Genomic DNA, 24,657 nt, shown 5'->3' on the forward strand with positions numbered 1-24,657 from the left:
GCCTAAATCTGGCTCTTCAGGTCGGCAACGGAGTTCAGGATCTGGTTGGGCCGGAACGGGTACGCGGCGATGTCGTCCTTGTGGGTGATGCCGCTGAGCACCAGCACCGTGTGCAGACCCGCTTCCATGCCGGCGATGATGTCGGTGTCCATCCGGTCACCGATCATGGCGGTGGTTTCCGAATGCGCGTCGATCTGGTTCATTGCTGAGCGGAACATCATCGGGTTCGGCTTGCCGACGATGTAGGGCTCCCGCCCGGTCGCCTTGGTAATAAGCGCAGCGATGGCGCCGGTGGCAGGCATCGGACCATCCTTCGAGGGCCCGGTGGCATCAGGGTTGGTGGCGATGAACCTCGCGCCGCCCAAGATCAGCCGGATGGCCATGGTGATGGCCTCAAACGAGTAGGTGCGGGTTTCGCCCAGCACCACGAAGTCCGGGTCCTGGTCGGTGAGGATAAAACCTGCTTCGTGCAGCGCGGTAGTGAGGCCCGCCTCGCCGATCGTGTAAGCGCGGTTGCCGGAATCCGAGCCGCGCACCTGATCCTTGAGGAACTGGGCCGTGGCCAGGGCCGAGGTCCAGATATTCTCCTCGGGGATTTCCAGGCCCGAGCTCTTCAGCCGGGCTGCGAGGTCGCGGGGTGTGAAGATGGAGTTGTTGGTCAGGACCAGGAAGCGTTTGGAGGTGTCCACCCAGCGTTGGATGAGTTCGGCGGCGCCGGGAATGGGCTGGTTTTCGTGGACCAGGACACCGTCCATGTCCGTCAGCCAGCACTCAATCTCCTGGCCGCTGCGGTACACCGATTTTGATGAGTACACGTCGTCCGCGTCATCCCTGTGGTCTGCCTGCTGATCCGCCATGCTGTCCTCCGCCGATAATGTGCCGATGCCAGTCCCAGTCTAATGTTGAGTGGTGACTGAACCCGAGATAACCAGCGAATCCCTTCCCGTTACGGCGGAGGCGGGGGAGGCGGCCGCCGGGGCAGAGGCCAAGGCGGAGGTCGGCGTCGGCCCTTGGGAAGGCGAACTGCCGGACGGCGATCACTGGGACCCGGACCTCCTGACAGACGGGGACCGCCGCAACGTGGTGGACAAGTACCGCTACTGGAGGCACGAGTCGATCGTGTCGGACCTGGACGCCAAGCGGCACAATTTCCACATCGCGATCGAAAACTGGCAGCACGACATGAACATAGGCACCGTCGTGCGGAGCGCCAACGCGTTCCTGGCCAAGGAAGTGCACATCATCGGACGACGCAGATGGAACCGCCGCGGGGCTATGGTCACCGACCGGTACCAGCACATCCGCCACCACCCCACAGTGGCGGACTTCGTGGCGTGGGCACAGGGGGAGGGGCTGGCCATCATCGGCATCGACATCTTCCCGGACTCCGTCCCGCTGGAGACCTACGAACTGCCCAAAAACTGCGTACTGGTGTTTGGCCAGGAGGGCCCGGGGCTGTCCGCCGAGGTCCACCAGGCGGCGGTGGACACCTTGTCGATCGAGCAGTTCGGCTCCACCCGCTCAATCAATGCCGCCTCGGCCGCTGCCATTGCGATGCACGCCTGGATCCGCAGGCACGTGTTCAACCAGCTCCCGGGGTAAGCCGCACGAAGGGGCGGCGCCCGGGACCCCGCGGGTTGGCAGTTCGCGGCAGTCTGTCGCGAAACACCGCAGCGAAGTGCACACCCGGCGAAGCGGAACAGCAACGGCCGCGACTATGACGGGCCCGAGTGACCGCAGACACTGCCGCGGCGCAGGAGTGGCTAGGATGGTTCGTAGCCGACGAGGTTTACTCCAGGGTCAACCAGCCCGCAGACGAAATTCACTTTAGGAGTCAGCATGCCCATTGCAACCCCAGAGATCTACTCCGAGATGATCGACCGCGCCAAGTCGGGCGGCTTCGCGTTCCCGGCCGTCAATGTCACCTCCTCCCAGACCCTTAACGCAGCCCTCCGCGGCTTCGCCGAGGCCGAGTCCGACGGGATCGTCCAGGTCTCCACCGGCGGCGCAGCCTACTGGTCCGGCGCGTCCACCAAGGACATGGTCGCCGGTTCGCTTGGATTCGCCGCGTTTGCCCGCGAGGTTGCAAAGAACTACGGCGTTAATATCGCCCTGCACACGGACCACTGCCCCAAAGACAAGCTGGAGGGCTTTGTCCTGCCGCTGCTCGCCGCTTCCGAGGCCGAGGTCAAGGCCGGTCGAAATCCACTCTTCAGCTCGCACATGTGGGACGGCTCCGCCGAGACCCTCCCGGAGAACCTCCGGATTGCCCGCGAACTGCTCGCGCGCACCGCTGCCGCCAAGATGATCCTTGAGGTCGAAATCGGCACCGTCGGCGGCGAGGAAGACGGCGTCGAGAACGCCATCAATGACAAGCTCTACACCACCGTCGAGGACGCGCTGGCCACGATCGAGGCACTCGGCTCCGGGGAGAACGGCCGCTACATCACGGCGCTGACCTTCGGCAACGTGCACGGCGTCTACAAGCCCGGCGGCGTTAAGCTCCGCCCGGAAATCCTCAAGGACATCCAGGAACAGGTCGGCGCCAAGCTCGGCAAAGCGAACCCGTTCGACCTGGTCTTCCACGGCGGCTCCGGTTCCTCCGAGAAGGAGATTGCCGACGCCGTCTCCTACGGTGTGATCAAGATGAACATCGACACCGACACCCAGTACGCATACACCCGGCCTGTAGTGGACCACATGCTGCGCAACTATGACGGTGTGCTGAAGGTCGACGGCGAGGTCGGCAACAAGAAGCTGTACGACCCCCGCGTCTGGGGTGCGTCCGCCGAGGCTGGCCTCGCGGCCCGCGTCGTCGAGGCTGCCCAGCAGCTCGGCTCAACCGGCAGGACGTTCTAAGGATGTCGGAGGAGTTCCGCAGGAATCTGATGGGCCCGGAGCCGACGCTCCTGCCGGCCGAGACTGACATCCACAGGGGGCTGGATGCTGGTCAGGAAGCTCTCGACCTGGTGGAAAAGCACCCGACCTCGTCGCTGCTGTGGGCCGTGCTGGCCGAAGAAGCGTGGGCCGAGGGCCGGACCATCGACTCGTACGCCTACTCCCGTGTTGGCTACCACCGCGGCCTGGATTCGCTGCGCCGCAACGGCTGGCGCGGCGTCGGAGCCATCCCGTGGGAGCACGAACCGAACCGCGGCTTCCTGCGCGCCCTGTACTCGCTGGGCCGGGCCTCGGCGGCCATCGGGGAAGCCGAGGAGCCCGAGCGGATCGAGAAGTTCCTTAACGATTCGGACCCCAGGGCCAAGGCGGCCATCGAAGCCGAGAAGCGCTAATTCGCGCCTAAACCTACCCGCGCTTAAATGACGACGGCGGGGGGCCCCCCCCCGGGGGGGGCCCCCCCCGCGGGGGGGGGGGGGGGGGGGGGGGCGGGGGGGGCCCCCGGGGGGGGGGGCCCCCCGCCGTCGTGCGTTGGCTGGGGGCTAGCTGGTCTTGGCCAGACCGGTGCGGGCCATGGCGTCGGCGTAAACCGTGCCCATCTCGTCGAGGTACTGTTCCTGCCGGGCGGGGGTGCCGGCGAAGGCGCGGCCGCTGAGTGAGCGGACCTTGTAGGTCTTGAGGCCGCGGCGCCAGATCATGGGTACCTCGGTTTTGAGGAGCAGGTTCGCGAGGCGGTTGGCTTCGGTGCCGTGCGCCACGATAACCGAGGCGCGGGGCACCACAGCGAGGAATTTCAGCAACGGCTTCAGGCCCGCGGAAATCTGATCCGGGGTGAACTTGCCGTTCGGCTCGCCCGGGACGTACCAGGGGTGCACGTTCCACGGCATCACGTACTCGGGGCGCAGGCCCAGCTTCCACTGGACACCGAGCAGGCGGGTGGCGGCTTCATCATCACCGGCGGTGATAAAACCAGACTCGTCCTCCGTCCCGATGTTGGAGAAGAGGCTGATGATGCGGCACTCATCGACGTCGTGAATCGGGTCAACGTAGGGGACGTTCGTGCCAGCTTTGGTTGCCTGCAGCGTGTCGCACAGCTCGTTGACGGCCGCGACGCTAGTTTCATAGCGGCGGCTCAGAAGCTGTTCGCGGGAATTTTCAGTGGCCAAGGCTGTCATATATTGCTGAGTCTCCTGCGGGATTGGTAAAGCTGCCGGACCGTACGAGGGCACGCCTAACACCGGGGCACGCCCAATATGGTGCGGTTTGAAAAGGTGGTGTGGACCGATTTCCTAGTCGATCCTTATTAGTCTATCAAGCCCTGCGAAATGGCGGACCTGCCGCCGCCGATCTACCAGAGCCGTGCGCTGGCGCGGCGCGCACCCTCGCCCAGGGCTTCCAGCTTGGCGTAAGCGATTTGCGGGTGCACGCGGCCGCCGAGACCGCAGTCTGTGGAGGCAATCACATTTTCGCGGCCCACCAATTGGGCGAAACGTACGATCCGGTCAGCTACCAGATCCGGGTGCTCGACGACGTTTGTGGCGTGGGAGACGACGCCGGGGATGATGATTTTTCCGTCCGGAAGCCGGGTGTCTTCCCAGATCCGCCATTCATGCTCGTGGCGGACGTTGGCTGCCTCGAAGGAGTAACCGCCTGCCTTAATCTGCAGGACGGAGCCGATAATGTCCGCGAAGGGGACGTCCGTGGTGTGCGGCCCGTGCCACGAGCCCCAGCAGACGTGCAGCCGGATCTTCTCCTGTGGCAGCCCGCGCAGTGCCCAGTTTGTGGCTTCGACCCGGAGCTGGATGAATTTGAGGTAGTCGGCCAGGCTTGGTTCCGGGTTAATCTGGTCCCAGCTTTCGGCCAGCGACGGGTCGTCGAGCTGGACCGTGAGCCCGGCGTCGATGATGGCCTTGTATTCCTCGCGCATGGCGTCGGCGCAGGCATAGAGGAGTTCCTCATCGCTGCTGTAGTACTCGTTGGCGACGCGGGCACAGGATCCGGGGGAGAGGGAAGCCACGAAGCCCTCGGTGAGTCCGGCGGCGGCCAGCCCCGCCCTCAGGTTGGCGGTATCCGAGCCGACGAGGGCCTGCCCGGTATAGCTCAGCGGTCCGGCAATTTTCGGTTGCGTGACACTCTTGCGGTGCGCGAGGATCCCCGCGGACGGATCGTTGTAGGCCTCATTGAACTTCTGCCTGTCGCGCCGGTCCGGGAACGAGGTCAGCACGATGTTTCCGGGGCTTGAGCGGCGCACCGCGGAGTCGGCCCAGCGGTCCACGTCGGTCGGTTCAAGGCCGCCCAGCCGGCTGAAGGAATAGTTCCACCACGCACCGTAGTCCACAGAGCTGGACATCGTGTGTCCGTATTCGCCGTCGTTGGGGATATCGATGCCGAGGTCCTTCTGGCGCTGCACCACATCCACCACGGAGGTTGCCAGCAGGTCCAGGAATTCCGGGCTGATGCCGTCTGCGTCCTTGGCCTCATTCGCGGCGATGAGCTCAGGGGTGCGGGGCAGGGAGCCTGCATGGGTGGCCCGGATGTGGTCGGTGTTCTGGTGCATGGGGCGCTTCCTTTCCATCGGTCCTGGCGGTAGCACCCTGAACCGCCACAAGCTGCGAACGGAGGGGTTGCTGCGGCGTCAATGGTCCAGGTCCCTCGGCCGCTCGGGATGGTCACCTCTCACCTAATTCCACCGGGCGGGCCTGCGCAAGTCCTTCCGCCCGCGTTCCGCAGGCTGGACAGCGGGGTGCGTGCACCATCTGCGGGAAGTCCATTGGATGGTCAAATGAGCCGCAGCTACCGCGATCGGCTAAACTTGGGTGGTAAGAGCCCCGGACTCTGGCGTTGATGACAAGAGCACAGCGGTAGATTCGGGGCATTCTCATGAACGGCGCTGAGATCCGCGACCACCCGTGGATCACCCGGATTTCGGCCCGAACGAATGGGGGAGGATCCCATGCCAGCAATCGTGATCGTCGGAGCCCAGTGGGGCGACGAAGGCAAAGGTAAGGCCACTGACCTGCTTGGTGGCCGAGTCGACTACGTCGTCAAGCCCAACGGCGGCAACAATGCCGGGCACACCGTCGTCGTAGGCGGTGAGAAGTACGAGCTAAAGCTCCTTCCGGCCGGCATCCTGAGCCCCAACGCGGTTCCGATCATCGGCAACGGCTGTGTGGTGAACCTGGAGGCGCTGTTTGAGGAGATCGACGGCCTCGAAGCCCGCGGCGCCGACACTTCCAAGCTGCGCGTCTCCGCCAATGCCCATCTCGTCGCGCCTTACCACCAGGTCCTGGACAAGGTCACCGAGCGGTTCCTCGGCAGCCGCGCCATCGGAACCACCGGCCGCGGCATCGGCCCGGCCTACATGGACAAAGTCGCCCGGCTTGGCATCCGCGTCCAGGACGTTTTCGACGCCTCCATCCTGCGCCAAAAGGTCGAAGGCTCGCTGCGCCAAAAGAACGAACTCCTGGTCAAGGTCTACAACCGCCGCGACATCGAGGTGGAGGAGATTGTGGAGTACTTCCTGTCCTTCGCCGAACGCCTGCGCCCGCTGGTCATCGACAGCACCTACGTCCTGAACACCGCATTGGACGAGGGCAAAGTCGTCCTGATGGAAGGCGGCCAGGCCACCTTCCTGGACGTCGACCACGGCACCTACCCCTTTGTGACCTCCTCGAACCCGACGGCGGGCGGCGCCTCCGTGGGTTCGGGCATCGGCCCGACCCGCATCTCGCGCTCCATCGGCATTATCAAGGCCTACACCACCCGAGTGGGCGCCGGGCCGTTCCCCACCGAACTCTTCGACGACATGGGCATGTACCTGCAGAAGACCGGCGGCGAGTTTGGCGTCAACACCGGACGCCCGCGCCGTTGCGGCTGGTATGACGCCGTGCTGGCCCGCCACGCATCCCGCGTCAACGGCTTCACGGACTACTTCGTCACCAAGCTGGACGTCCTCACGGGCATCGAGCAGATCCCGGTCTGTGTGGCGTACGACGTGGATGGGGTCCGGCACGATGAAATGCCGATGACCCAGACCGAGTTCCACCACGCCAAGCCCATCTTCGAGTACTTCGAAGGCTGGACCGAGGACATCACCGGGGCCCGCACCCTGGCGGACCTGCCCGAGAACGCCAAGAACTACGTGCTGGCGCTCGAGAAGCTCTCCGGCACCCGTTTCTCCGCGATCGGCGTCGGCCCGGACCGGGACCAGACCATTGTTATCAATGACTTGATCAACGACTGACGCAACAACTGACGCACGACGGCGGCGGGTCACCTGGATAAGGTGGCCCGCCGCCGTCGTCGTTAACCGTCCCGGACCTGAAAAAGAACTTCCAATCCGCGCGTAACCTTTTGGGGCGCCTCAGCGATTACTCCTTTGTAAGCGCCGCCGGAACCTGGACCCCCATCAGGTATCCGGGGCCTTCCACTGCAAGTGCTGCCGGCGCCTGCCCCCATCGGGCGGCGCCGGCCAGCCTTCAATCAACCAAAGGATGCACGTTTTTATGAAGAGTGTTAGCACGAGCACCAAGATTGCTGTCGGCGCCGCTGTTCTCGCGGTCGGAGGCTTTTCCGGAATCGGCCTGGCCAACGCGGCCCAGGTTTCGAGCACCCAGCAGGCTGAAGTGAACCACGCTACGCCCGCCACCCCGGCAGTGCCCGCCACCCCGGACAGTGACGGCGCCGCGAAGGCCGGCGCCGACGTTGAGGATACCGACAGTGCCGCCGAGGGTTCCGTTGCCGCTGCGAAGGACGGCGTCTCCGTCCAGGGTGCAGCCAACGCCAGAGGCGGTGCCGAGGCCAAGGCCCACGCCGGCGTGACAGTGGCCACCCCGGCAGTTCCCGGCGCCCGGAACGTCCCCGCTGTCCCCGCTGTTCCGGCACTGCCGTCGGCCGAGCTGCCCAAGCTCGACAAGTAAGCACTGCACGCCTCCCTTCGGAGGTAACGGGGTGCGGCCGCTACACTATCGGGGGCCGCACCGCCAGCAGTAACGGAAGGAAAGCCACTTGGCAGACCAGCTGAGCGATGACGATCTGTCAGCAGCCTTGGCTGGCGACCCGTCCGGATTCAGCGCCGTCTACACCTTGATTTCCCCCGCAGTGCTCGGTTACTTCCGGGCCAAGGGCGTCGATGACGCGGAGGCCCTGACCCAGGACGTATTTGTGGACGTTCTGCCGAAACTGGCGAATGTCACCGGTGGCCACAAAGGCCTGCGAACCTTCATTTTTTCGGTCGCCCACGCCAGGCTTGTAGACCACCACCGGCGCTCCGAACGGACACCGTGTCTGGCTGAATATAACCCGTTGAACGACGCGCGGTATTCCGCATCCGCCGAGGACGAGGCCCTCGGTTCCCTCGGCGGCCTGTCCTACACACTCTCCCGGCTCAACGGCGAGCAACGGGAAGTCCTGGTCCTGCGGATCGTCGCGGACCTTTCCATCGACCAGGTGGCCGGCATCATGGGCAAGAGCCCGGGTGCCATCAAACAGCTTCAGCGACGCGGGCTCAGCGCCCTGCGCGAACTCGTCACCGAAAAGGACCACGCAGCATTATGACCGGCACACGCGAACCCCTGCAGGATGGCGGCATTCAGGCGATGCTCCGTGATTCCGGTCTCGAGGGTGCCGCCGAACTCGGCAGCACCCTGGCGCAGCTCCAGGCCATGGTCCCGGACCGGGCCCCTACTCCCCGGGCCGACCTCGCGGCAATGCTCACCGCCGGCGGCAGCAGTTCCGCCGCTGCAGGTCCTGCTGCACACCCGACGGCGGCCGTACCCGCTGTGACGCCGGTGCCAGGCGCCATTGCCGGGGTCCTGCCGTGCGGGGTGGTCAGCCTCGGCGAACGCCGCGGCCGCAAGCGCGGGTTGGCGATCCTGGGCGGCGCCGTCGTGGGTGCAATGACGCTCGGTGCCGGCGCGGTCGCCGCCTCAAGCGAGGACTTCCGCAAAAATGTCAGCCACACTGTAGGCGGCATTTTCCAGCCCTCCGGCCCGACTCCCGACGTTGCTCCGGAGCCCGCCGCCCCGTCGCCGGCGGATATTCCGGCCCCGGTTGTGCCCGCCAACCCAGCCGGCAACCCTGCGCTGCCGCCGTCAGTGGACGCTCCTGAGGCACCGGAAACCCCCGCCGCGAAGCCTGCGAAGCCCGGCGGCGCGGGCACTCCGGCGGCTGAAGGCCGGGGTGGACTCCTCCCGCTGCCGCCCCATCGCCCTGTCATACCGGCCGTCACGCCGGCCGTGCCGGGACTTCCCGGCGCGGGCGAGAGCCGGACCCTCCCCAAGGCTCAGCTGCCGGGGCGGGCCATTCCCCGGGTGCTCCCTTCGCTCCCGGGCCAGCCCTAGGCCACGCGCTCCCGATCCGCCCAGTTCGCCGGTAGCGTGCGGGCTCGCCGTAGGACAACAGCGAGCTCGCACGTTACCGGCGAGTTCGGCATTCGAACGCGCCGGAAGCGCTAGGCCAGGACCTGCCGCTTGGCGGAAATGACCCCAGTGTCGAAGCCGGCCAGATGCAGACCGCCGTGGAACCGGGCATGCTCAATCTTCACGCAGCGGTCCATCACGACGTCGAGCCCGGCGGCTTCGGCTTCTTTCGCGACTTCCTCGTGCCAGGACCCAAGCTGCAGCCAGAGCGTTCCGGCTCCGGCCGCGATGGACTCCTCCAGGACTCCCGGCAGGTCATCGTGCTTGCGGAAGACGTCCACGATGTCCGGGCTCTCCGGCAGGTCCGCGAGTGAACTATACGTCGGCTGGCCCAGGATCTCCTCCACCACCGGGTTCACGAAGTACAGCCTGTACGGGGTGGAGGACTGCAGGTAGGTGGCCACAAAATAGCTTGCCCGGGACGGTTTGTCCGAGGCACCCACAATCGCGATGGACCTGGCGCTGCGCAGCAGGTTGAACCGTTCCGGTGTGGACGGCCCGGTCCAGGTACGGCTTTCTTCCCGGCTCATAGCAGCGCTCCGATCGTGCGCGCTTTGGATGCGGACTCTTCCGAGGCCGCATCCAAGGCCTGGTCGAGGTCCCACAGGATGTCCTCAAGGTCCTCGAGGCCGATCGAAATCCGGACCAGGTCCTCCGGGACTCCGGCGGATTCGAGCTGTTCCGGGCTGAGCTGCTGGTGGGTAGTGGAGCCCGGGTGGATGACCAGGGTCCGGGAGTCTCCTACGTTGGCCAGGTGCGAGGCCAGCTGCAGGGACTCGATGAACTTCTGCCCCGCGGCCCGGCCGCCCTTGACGCCGAAGGAAAACACCGAGCCCGGCCCCAGCGGCAAGTATTTCCTGGCCCGTTCGAAGTGCGGGTGCGAGGGCAGGCCGGAGAAGTTCACGTAGGCCACCCGTTCGTCCGCCTCGAGCCATTCCGCCACGGCCTGGGCGTTCTTCAGATGCTCGTCGAGGCGCTGGGGGAGCGTTTCCACCCCCTGCAGCAGCTGGAAGGCCGACATCGGAGACAGCGCCGGGCCGATGTCGCGGAGGTGCTCGCAGCGCAGTTTGGTGAGGAACCCGTATTCGCCGAAGTTCCCCCACCAGGAGACGTTGCCGTAGGACGCGACGGGCTCGGTCATCATGGGGAACTTGCCGTTGCCCCAATTGAAGCGGCCGCTTTCCACAACGACACCGCCGAGGGTGGTGCCGTGCCCGCCAAGGAACTTCGTGGCGGAATGGATCACGATGTCAGCCCCGTGCTCGATTGGCCGCACGAGGTACGGAGTGCTCAAGGTGGCGTCGACGACGAGCGGGATTCCGGCGTCGTGCGCGACCTTTGCCAGCACTTCAAGGTCCTGGATCTCCGAGGACGGGTTGGCGACCACCTCGACGAAGATCGCCTTGGTGTTCTCCCGGATGGCCGCGGCGTAGTCGGCCGGGTTGGTCCCCGGGACGAAAGTGGTGTCGACCCCGAAGCGGCGCATGGTGACGTCAAGCTGGGTCACCGTGCCGCCGTAGAGCTGGGCGGCGGCGACAATGTGGTCCCCGGCCTGGGTGAGCGCGGCGAAGGTGATGAATTCCGCGGCCATACCCGATGACGTGGCCACAGCGCCGATACCGCCCTCGAGGGAGGCGATGCGCTCTTCGAACGCGGCGACGGTTGGGTTGCCGATCCGGGAGTAGATGTTGCCGTACTTCTGCAGTGCGAAGAGGCTGGCGGCGTCCTGGGTGTCTTTGAAGACGAAGGACGTCGTCTGGTAGATCGGCACGGCGCGGGCGCCGTGCTCGGCATCGGGGGTGCCCCCGGCATGCAGGGCGCGGGTGCGGAAACCAAATTTGCGGTCAGACATTACGCGTTCACCAGCCCGGGGGTGGGGGTGGCCGAGACCGCCGGTGTGCCGGAGAGATCCAGTTCGCTGCCGTTCCTGCGGGCGAGGTCTGCCTCGAGTTTACGGACGATCGGCAGGATGTCCTGGCCGAAGGCGGCGACTTCCTCCTGGAAGTGCAGGTAGCCGGTGAGGAACAGGTTCACGCCGATCTTTTTGTACTCCACGATCCGCTCCGCGATCTGCTCCGGTGTGCCGATCAGCTGGGTTTTGAAGCCGTCGTTGTATTGGACCAGGTCCTCGAAGCTTGAGTCGGCCCACATGCCTTTGCCGTCCTTTGTGGACGCGCCGGCCTCCTGGACAGCGTCGCGGAAACCTTCGACGGCGGGTTTGTGCGCCTTCTCGACGATCTCGCGGAGGGTGTCGCGGGCTTCCCGTTCGGAATCACGGGCGATCACGAATCCGTTCAGGCCAAAGCGCGGGGCGGCGAGCGCGGGCTCGGTGGCGCCGGTCTTGGGCGCGGTCCCGCGTCCGCCTTCTGCCGCGGAAGCCACGACGCCGGCGATGTTCTCCTTGAAGCCTTCCAGGTCCTTGCCGTTGGAGAAGTACCAGTCGGCGACCCGGCCTGCCGTGGCCTGCGCAGCAGTGGAGTTTCCGCCGAAGAAGATCTCCGGGTGTGCCCGGCCGGGCACGTCCACCGGGGCCGGATTCAGGGTGAAGCCGGTGATGTTGTAATACTTTCCGGACTGGCTGTACTCCTGCTCGGTCCAGAGCCCGCGGAGGACGCGGATGAACTCCTCGGTGCGGACGTAGCGTTCGTCGTGTTCGAGCCAGTCCAGGCCGAAGTTCTCGAACTCCGCCTTAAGCCAGCCTGAAACGATGTTCACGGCGGCCCGGCCGTCGGAGATATGGTCCGCGGTGATGATGAATTTGGCGAGAACGCCGGGGTGCCACATGCCCGGGTGGACGGCGGAGATGACCTTGAGCCGCTCGGTGGCCGCCAGCAGCGCCAGGCTGAAGGAGGTGGCCTCGTGCTGTTTGTCCGCGCCGTAGGAGGCGGCATAGCGCGTCTGGGTCAGGGCGTATTCGAAGCCGGAATTCTCCGCGATCCGGGCCAGCTTCTTGTTGTACTCGAAGTCCCAGCCGGTGCGCTGTTCGATAGTGGAAACGACGAGGCCGCCGGAGACATTCGGAACCCAGTAGGCGAACTTGAGCGGTTCGGAGAGACGGGCCACATTGCTGATGTCAGTCATGGGTGTTCCTTACTTCTGGGGTATTTCGGGTTCGCAGGACATCCTGGATGTCCACGATGGATGGTTCGTTCTGGAGCGACGTGGTGTCGCCGAGCGCGCTGCCCTCGAACAGCTGGGTCAGTAGCCGTCGCATGATCTTGCCGCTGCGGGTCTTCGGCACATCCGGGACGACGACGACATCGCGGGGCTTGGCGATAGGCCCGATCGCCTTCGCGACGTGCGCCTTCAATTCGGACGCGATGTACCCGGCAGCCGCTGCTTCGCGCAGAACGACGAACGCGACGATGGCGTGGCCGGTCTTCGGATCCGCGACGGGGCAGACCCCGGCCTCCACGACGTCCGGGTGTGCGACGAGGGCTGATTCGATCTCGATCGTGGAGAGCAGGTGTCCTGAGACGTTGAGGGTGTCGTCCACCCGTCCGAGGATCCAGATGTCGCCGTCGTCGTCGTATTTGGCACCGTCCCCCGCGAGGAACCACCCCTGCGCGGCGTACTGGCGCCAGTACGAATCGTAGTAGCGCTGCGGGTTCCCCCAGACGGTCCGGGCGATGGCGGGGCCCGGAGCGTCCACCACAATAAAGCCCTGGACGCCGGGCGGGACAGTGTCGCCGGCGTCGTCCACGATCCGGGTGCTGACGCCGGGCAGGGGCCGGGCGGCACAGCCGGGCTTAAAGCCGGCGTCGGTCGGGGCCGGGGAGAGAATGGTGGCGCCGGTTTCGGACTGCCACCAGGTGTCAACGACCGGGGCGGTTCCGGCACCGATGTTCTGCCGGAACCAACGCCATGCTTCGGGGTTGACGGCCTCACCGACGGTGCCGAGCAGGCGGATGGAGGACAGGTCGTAGCTGGCCGGGACGCCGTCGGGGAACCAGCCCATCAGCGAACGGACCAGGGTGGGAGCGGTGTAGTACTGCGTCACGCCGTAGCGCTCAATGATTTCCAAGTGCCGGCCCGGATGCGGAGTGTTGGGGGTGCCCTCGAAAATTACCTGGGTGACTCCGTTGGAGAGCGGACCGTAAAGCTCATAGGTGTGGGCGGTGACCCATGCCAGGTCTGCCGTGCACCAGTGAACGTCCCGGTCACGGAGTGCGGGGTCCGGATTGCTAAAGAGATGCTCGAAGCTCCAGGACGCCTGTGTCAGGTAGCCGCCGGAGGTGTGCACCAGGCCCTTGGGCTTTCCCGTGGTCCCGGAGGTGTACATAATAAACAACGGCGTTTCGGCGTCGAACACTTCGGCTTCGTGGACCTCGGAGGCCCGCCCGACGGCGTTATGCCACCACACATCGCGGCCCTCGGTCATCGGGACGGTCGCCAGAAGCTCCGGCGGGGTGGTTCGGTTGACTACCAGGACATGCTCGATAGCATTGTTGCCGGCCACGGCGGCGTCCGCATTGCCCTTGACCGGTACTGCCTCGCCGCGGCGGAACTGGCCGTCGGTGGTGACCAGCAGCTTCGCACCGGTGTCCGCTACCCGGAATCTGAGCGCTTCGGCGGAGAAACCGCCAAAAACCAGCGAGTGGACGGCGCCGATGCGTGCCACGGCCAAGGTGATGATGATGGTTTCGGGGATGACCGGGAGATAGATGACCACGCGGTCGCCCTTGCCGATTCCCAGCGCAAGCAGGGCGTTGGCAGCCCGGCAGACCTCCCGCTGCAGTTCGGCGTAGCTGATGGTGCGCCGGTCCCCGCGTTCGCCCTCGAAGTGCAACGCCACCTTGTCCCCGCGTCCCGCCGCTACATGGCGGTCGACGCAGTTGGACGCGACGTTGAGCCTGCCGCCCTCAAACCAGGTGATTCCCGGACCGGTGCCGGCAGCCCCGTCTGCCGGGATCCAGCGGTGGGTGGTGTGCCAGGGCCTGGCCTGCCCCGGCACCTCCTCCCAGTCGAGCCGGAGGGCAGCTGCCTCCCAGAAGGAGAGGCGCTCTTGTTCGGTGACCGGGAAACCCGCCGGTGCCGTTTCGGTGCTTATGCCCACCGGTTCACCGCCCATTTCTCGGCCAGGCCCAGCAGGGCGTCCGTGATCTTGCCGATCACGGCCAGCAGCACGATTGCGAGTAGGAGCCGGTCCGTGCGGCCGTTGTTCTGCGAATCCGTGAGCAGGAAGCCAAGCCCCATCGAGGACGCGATGAGTTCGGCGGCCACCAGGAACAGCCAGGCCTGGGCCAGCGCGAGCCGGAGTCCGGAGAACACTGCGGGAACCACTGCCGGAAGCTGGACGGTGGTCAGCAGCTTTACCCCGTTGAGGCCGAAGGCGCGCGCGGCTTCCACCAGGTTGCGGTCCACGTGCCGCAGCGCCAGGGAGACGGTCGTAAAGACGGGGAAAAAGGCGCCGATCAGGATCAGGGTGATCTTGGAATCCTCGCCGATTTTCATCCAGAGGATAAGCAGCGGTACCCACGCGAGGGAGGGGACGGCGCGGAGGGCCCCGATGGTCGGAGCCAGTAGGGAGTCGGCGACTTTGGACAGTCCTACCAGTGACCCGAACACCAGGCCAAGGGCCGCGCCGGCAGCAAAGCCGATCAGCACGCGCTGGGTGGAGATCGCGATGTGCTGGCCGAGTTGCCCGCGCTGGAGCAGGTCAAGGCCTGCCTCCAGCACCATCTCCGGCGGCGGGAGCTGGACAACGCTGAAGACCCCGGCAGCCGTGGAGACCTGCCAGGCGGCCAGAACCGCCGCGGGAAGGACCAATCCAAGGAACAGACGCGTCCAACGGCTGGCCAGGATCCCGGCGGGGAACCATCCGTTCGCCGGGGAGCCGCCAGCGCGCGAACCAGGGGAGGCCGGCCGGGCAGCGTCTGCCGGACGTGCGGGGACGGCTGCAGTGCCCCCGTCGGCAACGCTCGTGCCGGTGCCAGGCGGATTCCGGTGGTTTGTCATCAGGAATCCCTGATCGCGGATGCATCCGCCTTCTTCACCAGCGAGTCATCAAGAAGAGTCGACAATGCCGTGTCGATTTTGTCCTGGCCGGTGACATCCCCGGTCTCAACGAAAGTGGGGCCGATCTTGGCCAGGACCTTGCGCTGGGCCTCACCCGGCGCGGGGTCGACGGCGAGGTTGCTGCGCTCCAGGATCACGGTTTTGGCGATGCCGACGTCGAGGCCCGCGACGTCGGCGAGGATCTGCGCGGTCTCGTCCGGATTCGCGGCGGCCCAGGCACGGGCCTTCTCGTAGGCATTGACGACGGCCTGCGCCTGCTTCGGCTTAGCGGCCAGGAACGACTCGTTCGCGTTCAGGAAGCCGTAGCTGTTGAAGGACACGTTTCGGTAGAACAGCTTTGCACCGTTCTTCTCGGCGCCGGCCATAATCGGATCGAGGCCGGCCCAGGCATCCACGGCCCCGTTCTCCAGTGCCGTGCGTCCGTCCGCGTGCTGTAGGTTCTGCACGGTGACGTCCTTGGCCGAAAGTCCGGCTTCGGCGAGGGACTGCAGGAGGAAGAAGTACGGGTCGGTACCCTTGGTCGCGGCCACGGACTTGCCCCTGAGGTCGGCCACCGTGGCGATCCCGGAGGAGGGCCCCGTGACGAGCGCGGACCATTCGGGCTGCGAGTAGATGTCGATCGTCTTGATCGGGGAACCGTTGGCACGGGCCAGCAGCGCGGCAGATCCGGCCGTGGAACCGACGTCGATCGCGCCGGACCGCAGCGCCTCGTTCGCCTTATTGGAGCCCGCGGACTGGACCCAGTTCACTGTGACACCCTGGTCCTTGAGTGCGGCCTCGAGCCAGCCCTTCTTTTTGATGACCAGGCTCAGCGGGTTGTAGGTGGCGAAGTCGATATTCAGCGTGCCGCCCGAGACTGCGGCGGCGGGGGCCACGGAGGATCCTTCGCCCGCAACGCAGCCAGTAAGAGCAAGGGCGGCGGAGGCGGCAAGGGCCGCCACTACTGAACGGCGGGTGGTTGTGCGGGCGAATGACATGGCGATCCTCTGGGAAGTGAAAAATGCGGAAGTGAAGCAACGTGGACCGGAGCGAAAACTCGCGGTGTAACAGGAGGTGGCGCGGGCCGGGCAGCGGCATTCCGGCCGGCGTTCGAGGCGCCGGCGGGCTGCTAATGGCCGCCGACGCCGAGGGACTGAAAGAGCGAGGTCCGCAGGCTGGCCAGTTCCACGGAACCGCGGCCGCGGGGCCGCGCGCCGGGCACCACAGCGGTGCGAACGATCGTCGCGCTGGTCCCGGCCGCGGCGGATCCGGTACCGGGCCCGCTTTCTTTGCCCAGGACGATGATGCGGTCGGCAAGCTGGAGGGCCTCGTCGACGTCATGGGTCACAAGCAGCACAGTGGTGGGCTCGACTCGGTGGATCTCCAGCAGCAGGTCCTGCATCTTGATCCGGGTGAGCGCGTCGAGTGCGCCGAACGGTTCATCCAGCAGCAGGACACCGGGGTTGCGGGCAAGGGCGCGGGCCAGGGAGGCGCGCTGGGCCATGCCGCCGGATATTTCGCGGGGCCGGTGCTTGGCGAACTCCGTGAGGCCCACGAGGTCAAGCAGCCGGGCCACCTTAGCCTTTCCGTCCCTGGCGCTGATGCCTGCGGGCAGGCCGATCGCGATGTTGGCTTGCAGGGTGTGCCACGGCAGGAGGCGCGGTTCCTGAAAGGCGAAAGCGCAGCGGGAGTCGATGCCCTGGACCGGTGTGCCGTCGATCTCAACACTGCCGGCGGTGGGGGAGTCGAGCCCTGCGGCGGCCCGGAGCAGCGTGGACTTTCCGCATCCGGAGGTGCCAAGGATCGCGAGGACTTCGCCGGCCCGGATTTCGAAGTCGACGTCGCGCAGGACGGTGTGCGCCGCGGCCCCGGCCCCGAAGGTGCGGCGCAGCGATCGGAAGGCAACCGGCAGCGCCGGGGTGCGGGGGGCGGCTCGGGCGGCGTCGTAGGACGACGCCGGCGCGGGGGCGGACAGGGCAGTAGTCATGGGGCACTCCATCGGTCCTGGCAGTAGCACCCTACGGAAAGAGCCGCTCGGCCGGATGGTCAGTCCGGCCGTTCCCGCGGCTCTTACCTCGTTATCGCCGGAGCCAAGGGAAGAACTCCGGCGACCAGGGTTGCTGCGGCTTCATCGATCCAGGTCTCTCGGCCGCTCGGGATGGTCACCTTCTACTAAAACGGAATTGCCGGTTTTGCCCAAATCGACAACGTAATATTCGGAAACCTGACGGCGCGGGCAGGTGTTTCCGTAGATTATTCGAAACGCCGTGCCGGGGTGCCGTGACCCCGCGCGGGATGGCCGCGCGCGGGCCTAGGCTGGGTAGATGACCCATGTGAACGACCCCGCAGTCATCGAACGGCTCCTGCGCGAGAAGGGGCGCTGGGCCATCGTCGGACTGTCGACGAATCAATGGCGGGCGGCATACCAGACGTCCCTGTTTATCCGTGACAGTCTCGGGATGGAGATCGTCCCGGTAAACCTGCCCGGGGATGCCGTCCACGGCGAGCCCGGCTACGCCAGGCTGGCCGACATCCCGGCGTCCGGCCAAGCCCTTGACGTTGTGGACTGCTTCGTGAATTCGCAGCGGGTCGGAGCCGTAGTGGACGAAGCGATCGCCGCCGGCGCGAGGGCCGTCTGGCTGCAGCTGGGCGTGATCGACGAGGCCGCCGCCGCCCGTGCCAAAGCCGCAGGGCTGGACGTGGTGATGAACGCCTGCCCGGCGCAGGAAGCGCCGCGGTTCGGTCACTGAGTAACGGCCGCAGGCTGCCGGTCACTTCGACCTGCTATTCTGCGCCGGACCTACTTCGCCTAGCGCTGGGACCAGACTTGTGTGAGCACCACGTAACAGAGCCCCGGCGGCCCCTTGGGCGCCGGACGGCGCTTGGGTTCCTGGGCGCCTCGCTGGCGACGGCCTTGGTGGCCTGCGCGGATCCGGCTGGCCCGTCCACTGCGCCGCCGCAAGCACCCGGCCCCGCAGCCCCTGCCGTGTCCGCCCCTGCCGTGTCCGCCCGGCCCGGGCGTCTGCGCCTCCCGCTCTTGCCCGACGACGGACCCACCCGACGTCCGCGCGCACCGGTTATCCGGGATTTCACGCTGCCTCCGGTTCAGAACGGGCTGGCGCCGGTGCTGACCAAGATCGAGACGAAGCAGCCGGTGGTTTTCCTCACCATTGACGACGGGGTGGCGAAATCTCCCGAAATGATCCGGCTGATGGCCGCGTACGATTATCCGGCGTCGATGTTCCTGACCCGGAACTTCGTTCAGGACAACCCCGGTTTCTTCGAACCCTTCGCCGCCCAGGGGAGCCTGGTGGAGAACCACACACTGAGCCACAACATCAACATGGTCACTCAGATGGGGTACCAACAGCAGCTCGCAGAAATCACCGGTATGCAGGATTATGCCCAGCGGGTGTTCGGACGGCGTCCCGCGCTGTTCCGCCCGCCCGGTGGCGCCTACTCGATCAGCATGCGGCAGGCAGCCGCGGCGGCAGGGATTAAGGCGATCGTCACCTGGGAGGCTAAAGCCAACGCCGGCCGGATGGACTACCAGTACGGCAATACCCTGCGTCCGGGGGATATTGTGCTGATGCATTTCCGCCCCGAGTTCGCCGCCGATCTGGCTGCTTTCCGGGCCGCCCAGCTGGCCGCCGGCCTTGAAGTGGTGCTGCTGGAGGACTTTCTCGGCGTCGTTTGAGGTACTCCCGGCGGGGACCCAAGAAAGTCGGCGGAGGCAAGTAGGCTGAGTTCATGGACGCAGCGGGACTTCGTGGAATCTGCCTTGGCTTGACCGGTGCTTTCGAAGACTTTCCGTTCGGCCCGGAGACCGCTGTCTTTAAGGTGCGGGCCGCAGTGTCCGGCGGCGTCCGCCACGAAGCAAAAATATTCGCCCTCTCTGCCCTGCAGGCGACTGACTTCTCCGTCAGCCTGAAATGCGAGCCGGCCCTGGCAGAGCAGCTGCGTGCGGCGCACCCCGAGATCACCGGAGCCTGGCACCTGAACAAGAAGCACTGGAATGGTGTGCGCCTGGATGGTTCCCTTCCCGATGCGATGGTGCGCGACATGGTTGAAGATTCCTACGACCTCGTGGTGGCTTCGCTGAACCGCCGCCAGCAGGAACAGCTGGGCTGGGCGCGGCTGGCAGGAGGCCGGGCATGAGCGCGCGGATCGCGGCCGGAGAGCTGAACTATCCGGGCATCGGCTCCACGGAGCATGGGCCGGCGCCTGCGGGCTACGAATGCCTGGTCACGCACGCCTACGTGGGCGAGGGCCTGGCCAGCTACCGGCGCGTGGTCCAAGGGACGCTGAACTGGCAACTGCAGAAACGGGCAGGACTGCGTGTCCGCGCGGAATCGGATGTGGTGGCCCCCGGCACCCGCGTGGTCAGCGGGTTCGGCGTCGGGCCGTTCCGGATCGACGCACCGTGCGAGGTGGTCTGGGTCCGCCGCCCGGTACCCGGTAAGGGCCCGCAGTCCGCCGGGTTCGGCTACGGGACCCTCCCCGGGCATCCCGTCCGGGGCGAGGAGGCGTTCGAGATTTCCATCGATGCAGGGGGCCGGGTAGCTATCCGGATCACGGCGTTTGGGGTGCCGTCCAACTGGTTCTACGCGGCGGGCGACGTGCTGGCGAAGCGGGTGCGGGGCCACATCACGTCCCGCTACATCCGGAGTGCACGGGAACTTGCCGCAGGGGTGGACTGAGAGCAGCAACAGTGCTGAATCAACTGACCCTCGACCCAGCAGGGCCTCGACCGGACGCCGCATGAGGGACGCCGCTGCGCTCGGGCGATGGTGGAGCTCGCCATCGTCTAGAACCTCAGGAGGGACAGTGCAATGTGGATCGGCTGGATTGAATGTGACCTGCTCCTTGGCGACGTCCACAGCCTGAAGGAAAAGCGGTCCGTGGTGCGGCCCGTGCTGGCCGAGCTGAAGCGGCGTTTTGAGGTCTCCGTGACCGAGGCTGGCCTCCAGGACCAGTACCGGCGGACCATAATCGGCGCCGGTCTCGTCGCAGCGGACCGGGCTCATCTTATGGAAGTTCTTGCCGCCGTCGAACGCTTTGTCGCCGCCCGGCCCGACATGGAGCTGCTCAGCGTCCGCCAACGGGAGTTGCGCAGCGATGACTGACCTCAACTGATCGATGCAGCAGCGGCGGTGCGGGTGCCGCCAGGGCCCGCGGTCCCGGGCAGGACGAGCCTCCGCCGTGGACCGCCGCGGTCAGTGCTGTCCAAGCCACGCGGGGTGACTTGGCGCCCATCCCGAGGGGGTTCTCCAAGCGGCAAGTGGCCCCACGGCGCGGTCGGTTAGGCCCGCGCCGTGGGGTCAGGGTTGCGGTGCGGACTAGCCGAAGTACTTCGGCAAGGTAGCCTCGTGGGCTTCGCGGAGCGAGGCGAGGTCCAGGGTGTCGACGCCGTTGATCTCAAGCGTGCCGCCCTCGGCGTCCACGACGCCGATCCGGAGGTGCGCGAAGCCGCGGGCGGTGCACATGTCCTTGAACCTGATTTCCTCGGAGCGGGGCACCGCCACGATGGCGCGGCCCTGGGTCTCGGAGAACAGCGCGGTGAACAGGTCCACGCCATCGCGGTCCAGGATATCCTGCAGCGCAATCCGGGCACCCACGCCGTAGCGCAGCGAGGACTCCACGAGGGCCGCGGCAAGGCCGCCCTCGGAGAGGTCGTGCGCGGAATCCACCATGCCGTCGCGGGAAGCGTTAATCAGGATCTCGCCCAGCGCACGCTCGGCGGCCAAGTCAACCTTGGGAGGCAAACCACCCAGGTGTCCGCGCATGTTGGACCACTCCGAACCGTCCAGCTCCGCAGCGGTTGTGCCGAGGAAATAGATGGCCTGGCCGTCTTCTTGCCAGCCCGACGGCGTGCGCCGGTCGACGTCGTCGAACTTGCCCAGCACGGCCACCACGGGGGAGGGGTGGATGGGCACTGTGCCGGTCTGGTTGTAGAGCGAAACGTTGCCGCCGGTGACCGGGATGCCCAGGACCATACACGCGTCGGACAGGCCGCGGATGGCTTCGGCAAGCTGCCACATAACGTCGGGATCCTCGGGCGAGCCGAAGTTCAGGCAGTCGCTGACGGCCATCGGCACGGCGCCGGAGGTGGCGACGTTGCGGTACGCCTCGGCCAGCGCCAACTGTGCGCCGTGGTAGGGATCAAGGTAGGTGTAGCGGCCGTTGGCGTCGGTGGCCAGAGCCACGCCCAACCCGGTTTCCTCGTCCACCCGGACCACGCCGGCGTCGTCCGGGAACGACATCGAGGTATTGCCGCCGACATAGCGGTCGTACTGGCTGGTAATCCAGGACTTGCTGCACATGTTCGGCGAGGAAACGAGCTCGGTGATGGCGGTGGCCAGGTCCGCGGGGGCGGACGGGCGGCCGGCGTCCTGCACGGACCCGGTGAAGGAGTCGGCCTGCACGGCGTCCTGCCAGGCGGGGCGGGCAAACGGCCGGTCGTAGACCGGCCCGTCGTGGGCCACTGTGCGCGGGTCGACGTCAACAATCACGTCACCTTCCCACGTGATGATGAGGCGTCCGGTATCGGTCACCTCGCCCAGCCAGGAATACTCGACAGCCCACTTGTCCATCACGGCTTCAAATGCTGCGACGTTTTCCGGGGTGACGACGGCCATCATGCGTTCCTGCGACTCGGACATCAGGATCTCGCCCGGCGTCAGGGTGGGGTCGCGCAGCAGGACGGAGGTGAGCTCGACTTCCATGCCGCCGTCGCCGTTGGAGGCGAGCTCGGAGGTAGCGCAGGAGATGCCGGCGGCGCCGAGGTCCTGGATGCCCTCAACCAGGGAGCCCTTGAACAGTTCGAGGCAGCATTCGATCAGGACCTTCTCGGCGAAGGGGTCCCCGACCTGGACGGCCGGACGCTTGGAGGGTTTGGTGTCGTCGAAGGACTCCGAGGCCAGCACGGAGGCGCCGCCGATGCCGTCACCGCCGGTGCGGGCTCCGAAGAGCACCACCTTGTTGCCCTTGCCGGAGGCGTTGGCGAGGCGGATGTCCTCGTGCCGCATCACGCCGACGGCGAGGGCGTTGACCAGCGGGTTGCCCTGGTACACGGAGTCGAAGACCATTTCGCCGCCGATGTTCGGCAGTCCCAGGGAGTTGCCGTAGCCGCCGATGCCGGCGACGGCGCCGTGCATCACGCGGGCGGTATCGGGGTGGTCGATGGCGCCGAACCGCAGCGGATCCATTACGGCCACGGGCCGGGCACCCATCGAGATGATGTCGCGGACGATCCCGCCGATGCCGGTCGCGGCACCCTGGTAGGGCTCGACGAACGACGGCGAGTTGTGCGACTCGATCTTGAACGTCACCGCCCAGCCGTCACCGAGATTCGTGACGCCGGCATTTTCGCCGATGCCCACAAGCATGTCCTTTTTCATCTCCTCGGTCACCTTTTCGCCGAACTGGCGCAGGTGGTTCTTGGAGGACTTGTAGGAGCAGTGCTCGCTCCACATCACGGAATACATGGCGAGCTCGGCGCCTGTCGGGCGGCGGCCCAGGACCTTAACGACTTCCTCGAACTCGTTCTGCTTCAGGCCCAGCTCGGCCCACGGCAGCTCGACGTCCGGTGTCTTGGCCGCGTTCTCGACCGTGTCGATGTTGAACTTCTTGGTCTCGGTGGCGTTGGGGCGCGACGTGTCCGTCATTTGTTGTCTCCCACGATCTTGTTCAGGACAGAGGTGAAGAAGCCAAGGCCCTCGGTGCCGGAGCCGTTCTCGGGGCCGAATCCTGCTTCCACGGCGTGTTCCGGGTGCGGCATAAGGCCCACAATGTTTCCCGCGGCGTTGGCGATGCCGGCGATGTCGCGGCGGGAGCCGTTCGGGTTGAAGCCGACGTAGCGGAACACCACACGGCCCTCGGCTTCCAGCGCGTCAAGGGTCTTGGCGTCCGCGATGTACTGGCCGTCCTGGTTCTTCAGCGGCACGGTAATTTCCTGGCCGGCGGCGTAGTCGCCGGTCCAGGCGGTTGTGTTGTTTTCCACCCGCAGGACCTGGTCGCGGCACATGAATTTCAAGTGGTCGTTTTTGATCATCGAGCCGGGCAAAAGGTGCGATTCGGTCAGGATCTGGAAGCCGTTGCAGATGCCCAGCACGGGCAGCCTGCCGTCCGAGGTCGCGGCGTCGATGATTTTGGTCATCAGCGGCGCGAACCGGGAGATGGCGCCGGCGCGGAGGTAGTCGCCGTAGGAGAAACCACCGGGAATGACGACGGCGTCGACGTCCCCCAGGGTGGTGTCGGCGTGCCAGAGCGGGACGGCGGTGGCGCCTGCGAGCCGGACCGCCCGGATGGCATCGCGGTCGTCCAGGGTGCCGGGGAAGGTCACGACGCCGATCTTCGCGCCGGCGAGCCGGGGCTCTGCGGCGACGGCAATGGCTTCGCCAATCAGGGGAAGTTCAGTCATCTCAGGCCTCGACGACCTCGACGTTGACGACGTCTTCGATCACCGGGTTGGACAGCAGGGTCTCCGCGGCGTTCCGGGCCTGGGCCAGGATCTCTTCGGTCACCTCGCCATCGACCGTGAGTTCAAAGCGCTTGCCCTGGCGGACAGCGCTAAACGCGGTGAAGCCCAGACGGGGGAGTGCACCCACGATGGCCTTCCCCTGGGGGTCGAGAATCTCGGGCTTGGGCATAACGTCGACAACGATCCGGGGCATCCGGCAACTCCTGTGCGTGAGCGTTGGGTAAGGGCGCAGCGGAGTGGTGCCGTCTCACGCCGGTCTGCTGTGTGGTGAGGACAGCGTAAAAGGGCGCTCCGCGAGCTTGCATCCCTATTCTACCGGCCGCGGTGCGTCCGGCCGCATTCGCGCGGGCAGTGTGAACACCGGCAGCGCGGCGGGCGCAGGCGCTGGTGCGCCCTTCGGCTCCGGCCCGGGACGCCGCAGTGCTCTGGTCACCCCGGTGCCCCGTCAGTAGCATGTGCCTATGGCTGAGAAAACGAAGTCCGTGCTGTTGCCCGTTGTTGCTGCTGCCGTTTTTGCGGGCCTCGGGAGGATGGTCCTGCAGAAGGTCATGGGGGACCGGAAGGCCAGGGAAAGCAATGTGGCCGGCCCGCTTGACGAGAAGACCCGCGCCGGGATCAGCGAACTGGTGAGGACGCCGCGGGAGTAGCGTGCCGGCGAGACGCCCGGCTCCTTTCTTCCGGGGGCCGCAATTCGGCCTCCGGGGCCCACCCGGGCGGCCCGGCCCAAGGATCTTGTCGAATTGTGTGACAAATTTCGATTTCCTGTTTGTGTTCTATGTCATAACCGGCTCTCAGTCTGTACTGTATGAATCGGCTGGTATCCTTCAGGGCCGTGAGGTTCCTAGCTCTTTCAGTCCTGCCAGT

Annotated in this window: 26 protein-coding genes; 13 read left to right on the forward strand and 13 right to left on the reverse strand. The window is 66.3% G+C overall.

All coding sequences use genetic code 11. The features are described 5' to 3' along the window. Nucleotides 1–2: 2 nt before the first annotated feature. Nucleotides 3–857: an HAD-IIA family hydrolase gene (locus ABIB49_RS01570; RefSeq protein ID WP_226773571.1), complete on the reverse strand. Its 855-nt coding sequence runs from the start codon at nt 855–857 to the stop codon at nt 3–5. A gap of 67 nt (nt 858–924) precedes the next feature. On the opposite strand from ABIB49_RS01570, the gene ABIB49_RS01575 reads away from it, so the two are divergent. The 3 genes from ABIB49_RS01575 to ABIB49_RS01585 all read left to right on the forward strand — a co-directional run bounded on the left by ABIB49_RS01575 (nt 925) and on the right by ABIB49_RS01585 (nt 3,290). Next, nucleotides 925–1,602, forward strand: a complete 678-nt coding sequence (locus ABIB49_RS01575) for a TrmH family RNA methyltransferase (RefSeq protein WP_396021218.1) — start codon at nt 925–927, stop codon at nt 1,600–1,602. Between the two features lie 237 nt (nt 1,603–1,839). Then, nucleotides 1,840–2,859 (forward strand): class II fructose-bisphosphate aldolase, encoded by a 1,020-nt coding sequence (fbaA, locus tag ABIB49_RS01580; RefSeq protein ID WP_253031359.1) that lies wholly within the window; start codon nt 1,840–1,842, stop codon nt 2,857–2,859. Between the two features lie 2 nt (nt 2,860–2,861). Further along, nucleotides 2,862–3,290: a DUF3151 domain-containing protein gene (locus tag ABIB49_RS01585; protein WP_226773569.1), complete on the forward strand. Its 429-nt coding sequence runs from the start codon at nt 2,862–2,864 to the stop codon at nt 3,288–3,290. Nucleotides 3,291–3,437: 147 nt separating this feature from the next. On the opposite strand, the gene ABIB49_RS01590 is transcribed toward ABIB49_RS01585, so the two are convergent. Next, nucleotides 3,438–4,070 carry a uracil-DNA glycosylase family protein gene (locus ABIB49_RS01590; RefSeq protein WP_226773568.1) on the reverse strand — a complete coding sequence of 211 codons (633 nt, stop codon included), beginning with the start codon at nt 4,068–4,070 and terminating at the stop codon, nt 3,438–3,440. 173 nt (nt 4,071–4,243) lie between these two features. Next, entirely contained in the window at nt 4,244–5,452 is a 1,209-nt protein-coding gene (locus ABIB49_RS01595; RefSeq protein ID WP_226773567.1) for a cobalamin-independent methionine synthase II family protein, read from the reverse strand. Between the two features lie 396 nt (nt 5,453–5,848). Between ABIB49_RS01595 and ABIB49_RS01600 the strand changes: the two genes are divergently transcribed. The 4 genes from ABIB49_RS01600 to ABIB49_RS01615 all read left to right on the forward strand — a co-directional run bounded on the left by ABIB49_RS01600 (nt 5,849) and on the right by ABIB49_RS01615 (nt 9,236). After that, nucleotides 5,849–7,138 (forward strand): adenylosuccinate synthase, encoded by a 1,290-nt coding sequence (locus ABIB49_RS01600; RefSeq protein WP_226773566.1) that lies wholly within the window; start codon nt 5,849–5,851, stop codon nt 7,136–7,138. A gap of 262 nt (nt 7,139–7,400) precedes the next feature. Continuing rightward, nucleotides 7,401–7,814, forward strand: a complete 414-nt coding sequence (locus ABIB49_RS01605) for a hypothetical protein (RefSeq protein WP_354156597.1) — start codon at nt 7,401–7,403, stop codon at nt 7,812–7,814. Nucleotides 7,815–7,902: 88 nt separating this feature from the next. Beyond that, a complete protein-coding gene (locus ABIB49_RS01610; RefSeq protein ID WP_226773904.1) occupies nt 7,903–8,451 on the forward strand; it encodes an RNA polymerase sigma factor in 549 nt (182 codons plus the stop codon). After that, complete coding sequence (locus tag ABIB49_RS01615) at nt 8,448–9,236, forward strand: hypothetical protein (RefSeq protein ID WP_354156598.1); 789 nt, start codon at nt 8,448–8,450, stop codon at nt 9,234–9,236. The genes ABIB49_RS01610 and ABIB49_RS01615 overlap by 4 nt, the downstream gene beginning before the upstream one ends. Before the next feature lie 110 nt (nt 9,237–9,346). On the opposite strand, the gene ABIB49_RS01620 is transcribed toward ABIB49_RS01615, so the two are convergent. The 7 genes from ABIB49_RS01620 to ABIB49_RS01650 form a co-directional block, all read right to left on the reverse strand. Beyond that, on the reverse strand, nt 9,347–9,844 hold the full coding sequence (locus ABIB49_RS01620; RefSeq protein WP_283480352.1) for a CoA-binding protein: 498 nt from the start codon (nt 9,842–9,844) through the stop codon (nt 9,347–9,349). Then, the gene (locus tag ABIB49_RS01625) at nt 9,841–11,166 is read right to left on the reverse strand and encodes an O-acetylhomoserine aminocarboxypropyltransferase/cysteine synthase family protein (protein WP_283480353.1); all 1,326 of its coding nucleotides are present in this window, start codon (nt 11,164–11,166) and stop codon (nt 9,841–9,843) included. Before ABIB49_RS01625 ends, ABIB49_RS01620 begins: the two co-directional genes overlap by 4 nt. Further along, complete coding sequence (sfnG, locus tag ABIB49_RS01630) at nt 11,166–12,395, reverse strand: dimethylsulfone monooxygenase SfnG (RefSeq protein WP_226773908.1); 1,230 nt, start codon at nt 12,393–12,395, stop codon at nt 11,166–11,168. The genes ABIB49_RS01625 and sfnG overlap by 1 nt, the downstream gene beginning before the upstream one ends. Continuing rightward, the gene (gene acs / locus ABIB49_RS01635) at nt 12,388–14,385 is read right to left on the reverse strand and encodes an acetate--CoA ligase (RefSeq protein ID WP_226773909.1); all 1,998 of its coding nucleotides are present in this window, start codon (nt 14,383–14,385) and stop codon (nt 12,388–12,390) included. Before acs ends, sfnG begins: the two co-directional genes overlap by 8 nt. Next, nucleotides 14,361–15,272 (reverse strand): ABC transporter permease, encoded by a 912-nt coding sequence (locus ABIB49_RS01640; protein WP_226773910.1) that lies wholly within the window; start codon nt 15,270–15,272, stop codon nt 14,361–14,363. The genes acs and ABIB49_RS01640 overlap by 25 nt, the downstream gene beginning before the upstream one ends. Then, on the reverse strand, nt 15,272–16,309 hold the full coding sequence (locus tag ABIB49_RS01645) for an aliphatic sulfonate ABC transporter substrate-binding protein (RefSeq protein ID WP_283480354.1): 1,038 nt from the start codon (nt 16,307–16,309) through the stop codon (nt 15,272–15,274). The genes ABIB49_RS01640 and ABIB49_RS01645 overlap by 1 nt, the downstream gene beginning before the upstream one ends. Nucleotides 16,310–16,440: 131 nt before the next feature. Then, entirely contained in the window at nt 16,441–17,298 is an 858-nt protein-coding gene (locus ABIB49_RS01650) for an ABC transporter ATP-binding protein (RefSeq protein WP_283480356.1), read from the reverse strand. Between the two features lie 337 nt (nt 17,299–17,635). On the opposite strand from ABIB49_RS01650, the gene ABIB49_RS01655 reads away from it, so the two are divergent. From ABIB49_RS01655 to ABIB49_RS01675, 5 genes are all read left to right on the forward strand, one after another. Further along, nucleotides 17,636–18,061, forward strand: a complete 426-nt coding sequence (locus ABIB49_RS01655; RefSeq protein WP_226773913.1) for a CoA-binding protein — start codon at nt 17,636–17,638, stop codon at nt 18,059–18,061. Nucleotides 18,062–18,297: 236 nt separating this feature from the next. Further along, entirely contained in the window at nt 18,298–19,008 is a 711-nt protein-coding gene (locus ABIB49_RS01660; RefSeq protein WP_226773914.1) for a polysaccharide deacetylase family protein, read from the forward strand. A gap of 53 nt (nt 19,009–19,061) precedes the next feature. Next, entirely contained in the window at nt 19,062–19,469 is a 408-nt protein-coding gene (locus ABIB49_RS01665) for an MmcQ/YjbR family DNA-binding protein (RefSeq protein WP_226773915.1), read from the forward strand. Further along, entirely contained in the window at nt 19,466–20,011 is a 546-nt protein-coding gene (locus ABIB49_RS01670; RefSeq protein ID WP_226773916.1) for a DUF1990 domain-containing protein, read from the forward strand. The genes ABIB49_RS01665 and ABIB49_RS01670 overlap by 4 nt, the downstream gene beginning before the upstream one ends. 132 nt (nt 20,012–20,143) lie before the next feature. Continuing rightward, nucleotides 20,144–20,437, forward strand: a complete 294-nt coding sequence (locus ABIB49_RS01675; protein ID WP_226773926.1) for a DUF503 domain-containing protein — start codon at nt 20,144–20,146, stop codon at nt 20,435–20,437. 213 nt (nt 20,438–20,650) lie between these two features. On the opposite strand, the gene purL is transcribed toward ABIB49_RS01675, so the two are convergent. Genes purL through purS form a run of 3 tightly spaced genes read right to left on the reverse strand, consistent with a single transcriptional unit; the run spans nt 20,651 to nt 23,986 of the window. Then, the gene (gene purL, locus ABIB49_RS01680) at nt 20,651–22,978 is read right to left on the reverse strand and encodes a phosphoribosylformylglycinamidine synthase subunit PurL (RefSeq protein WP_226773917.1); all 2,328 of its coding nucleotides are present in this window, start codon (nt 22,976–22,978) and stop codon (nt 20,651–20,653) included. Further along, a complete protein-coding gene (gene purQ, locus ABIB49_RS01685; protein ID WP_226773918.1) occupies nt 22,975–23,733 on the reverse strand; it encodes a phosphoribosylformylglycinamidine synthase subunit PurQ in 759 nt (252 codons plus the stop codon). The genes purL and purQ overlap by 4 nt, the downstream gene beginning before the upstream one ends. 1 nt (nt 23,734) lies before the next feature. Next, nucleotides 23,735–23,986, reverse strand: coding sequence for a phosphoribosylformylglycinamidine synthase subunit PurS (purS, locus tag ABIB49_RS01690; RefSeq protein ID WP_056427643.1), 252 nt, complete (start codon nt 23,984–23,986; stop codon nt 23,735–23,737). Between the two features lie 268 nt (nt 23,987–24,254). Between purS and ABIB49_RS01695 the strand changes: the two genes are divergently transcribed. After that, a complete protein-coding gene (locus ABIB49_RS01695; RefSeq protein ID WP_226773919.1) occupies nt 24,255–24,440 on the forward strand; it encodes a hypothetical protein in 186 nt (61 codons plus the stop codon). The last annotated feature ends 217 nt before the right edge of the window (nt 24,441–24,657 follow it).

Source organism: Arthrobacter sp. UYCu512 (genome assembly GCF_040547075.1).
Lineage (GTDB): Bacteria > Actinomycetota > Actinomycetes > Actinomycetales > Micrococcaceae > Arthrobacter.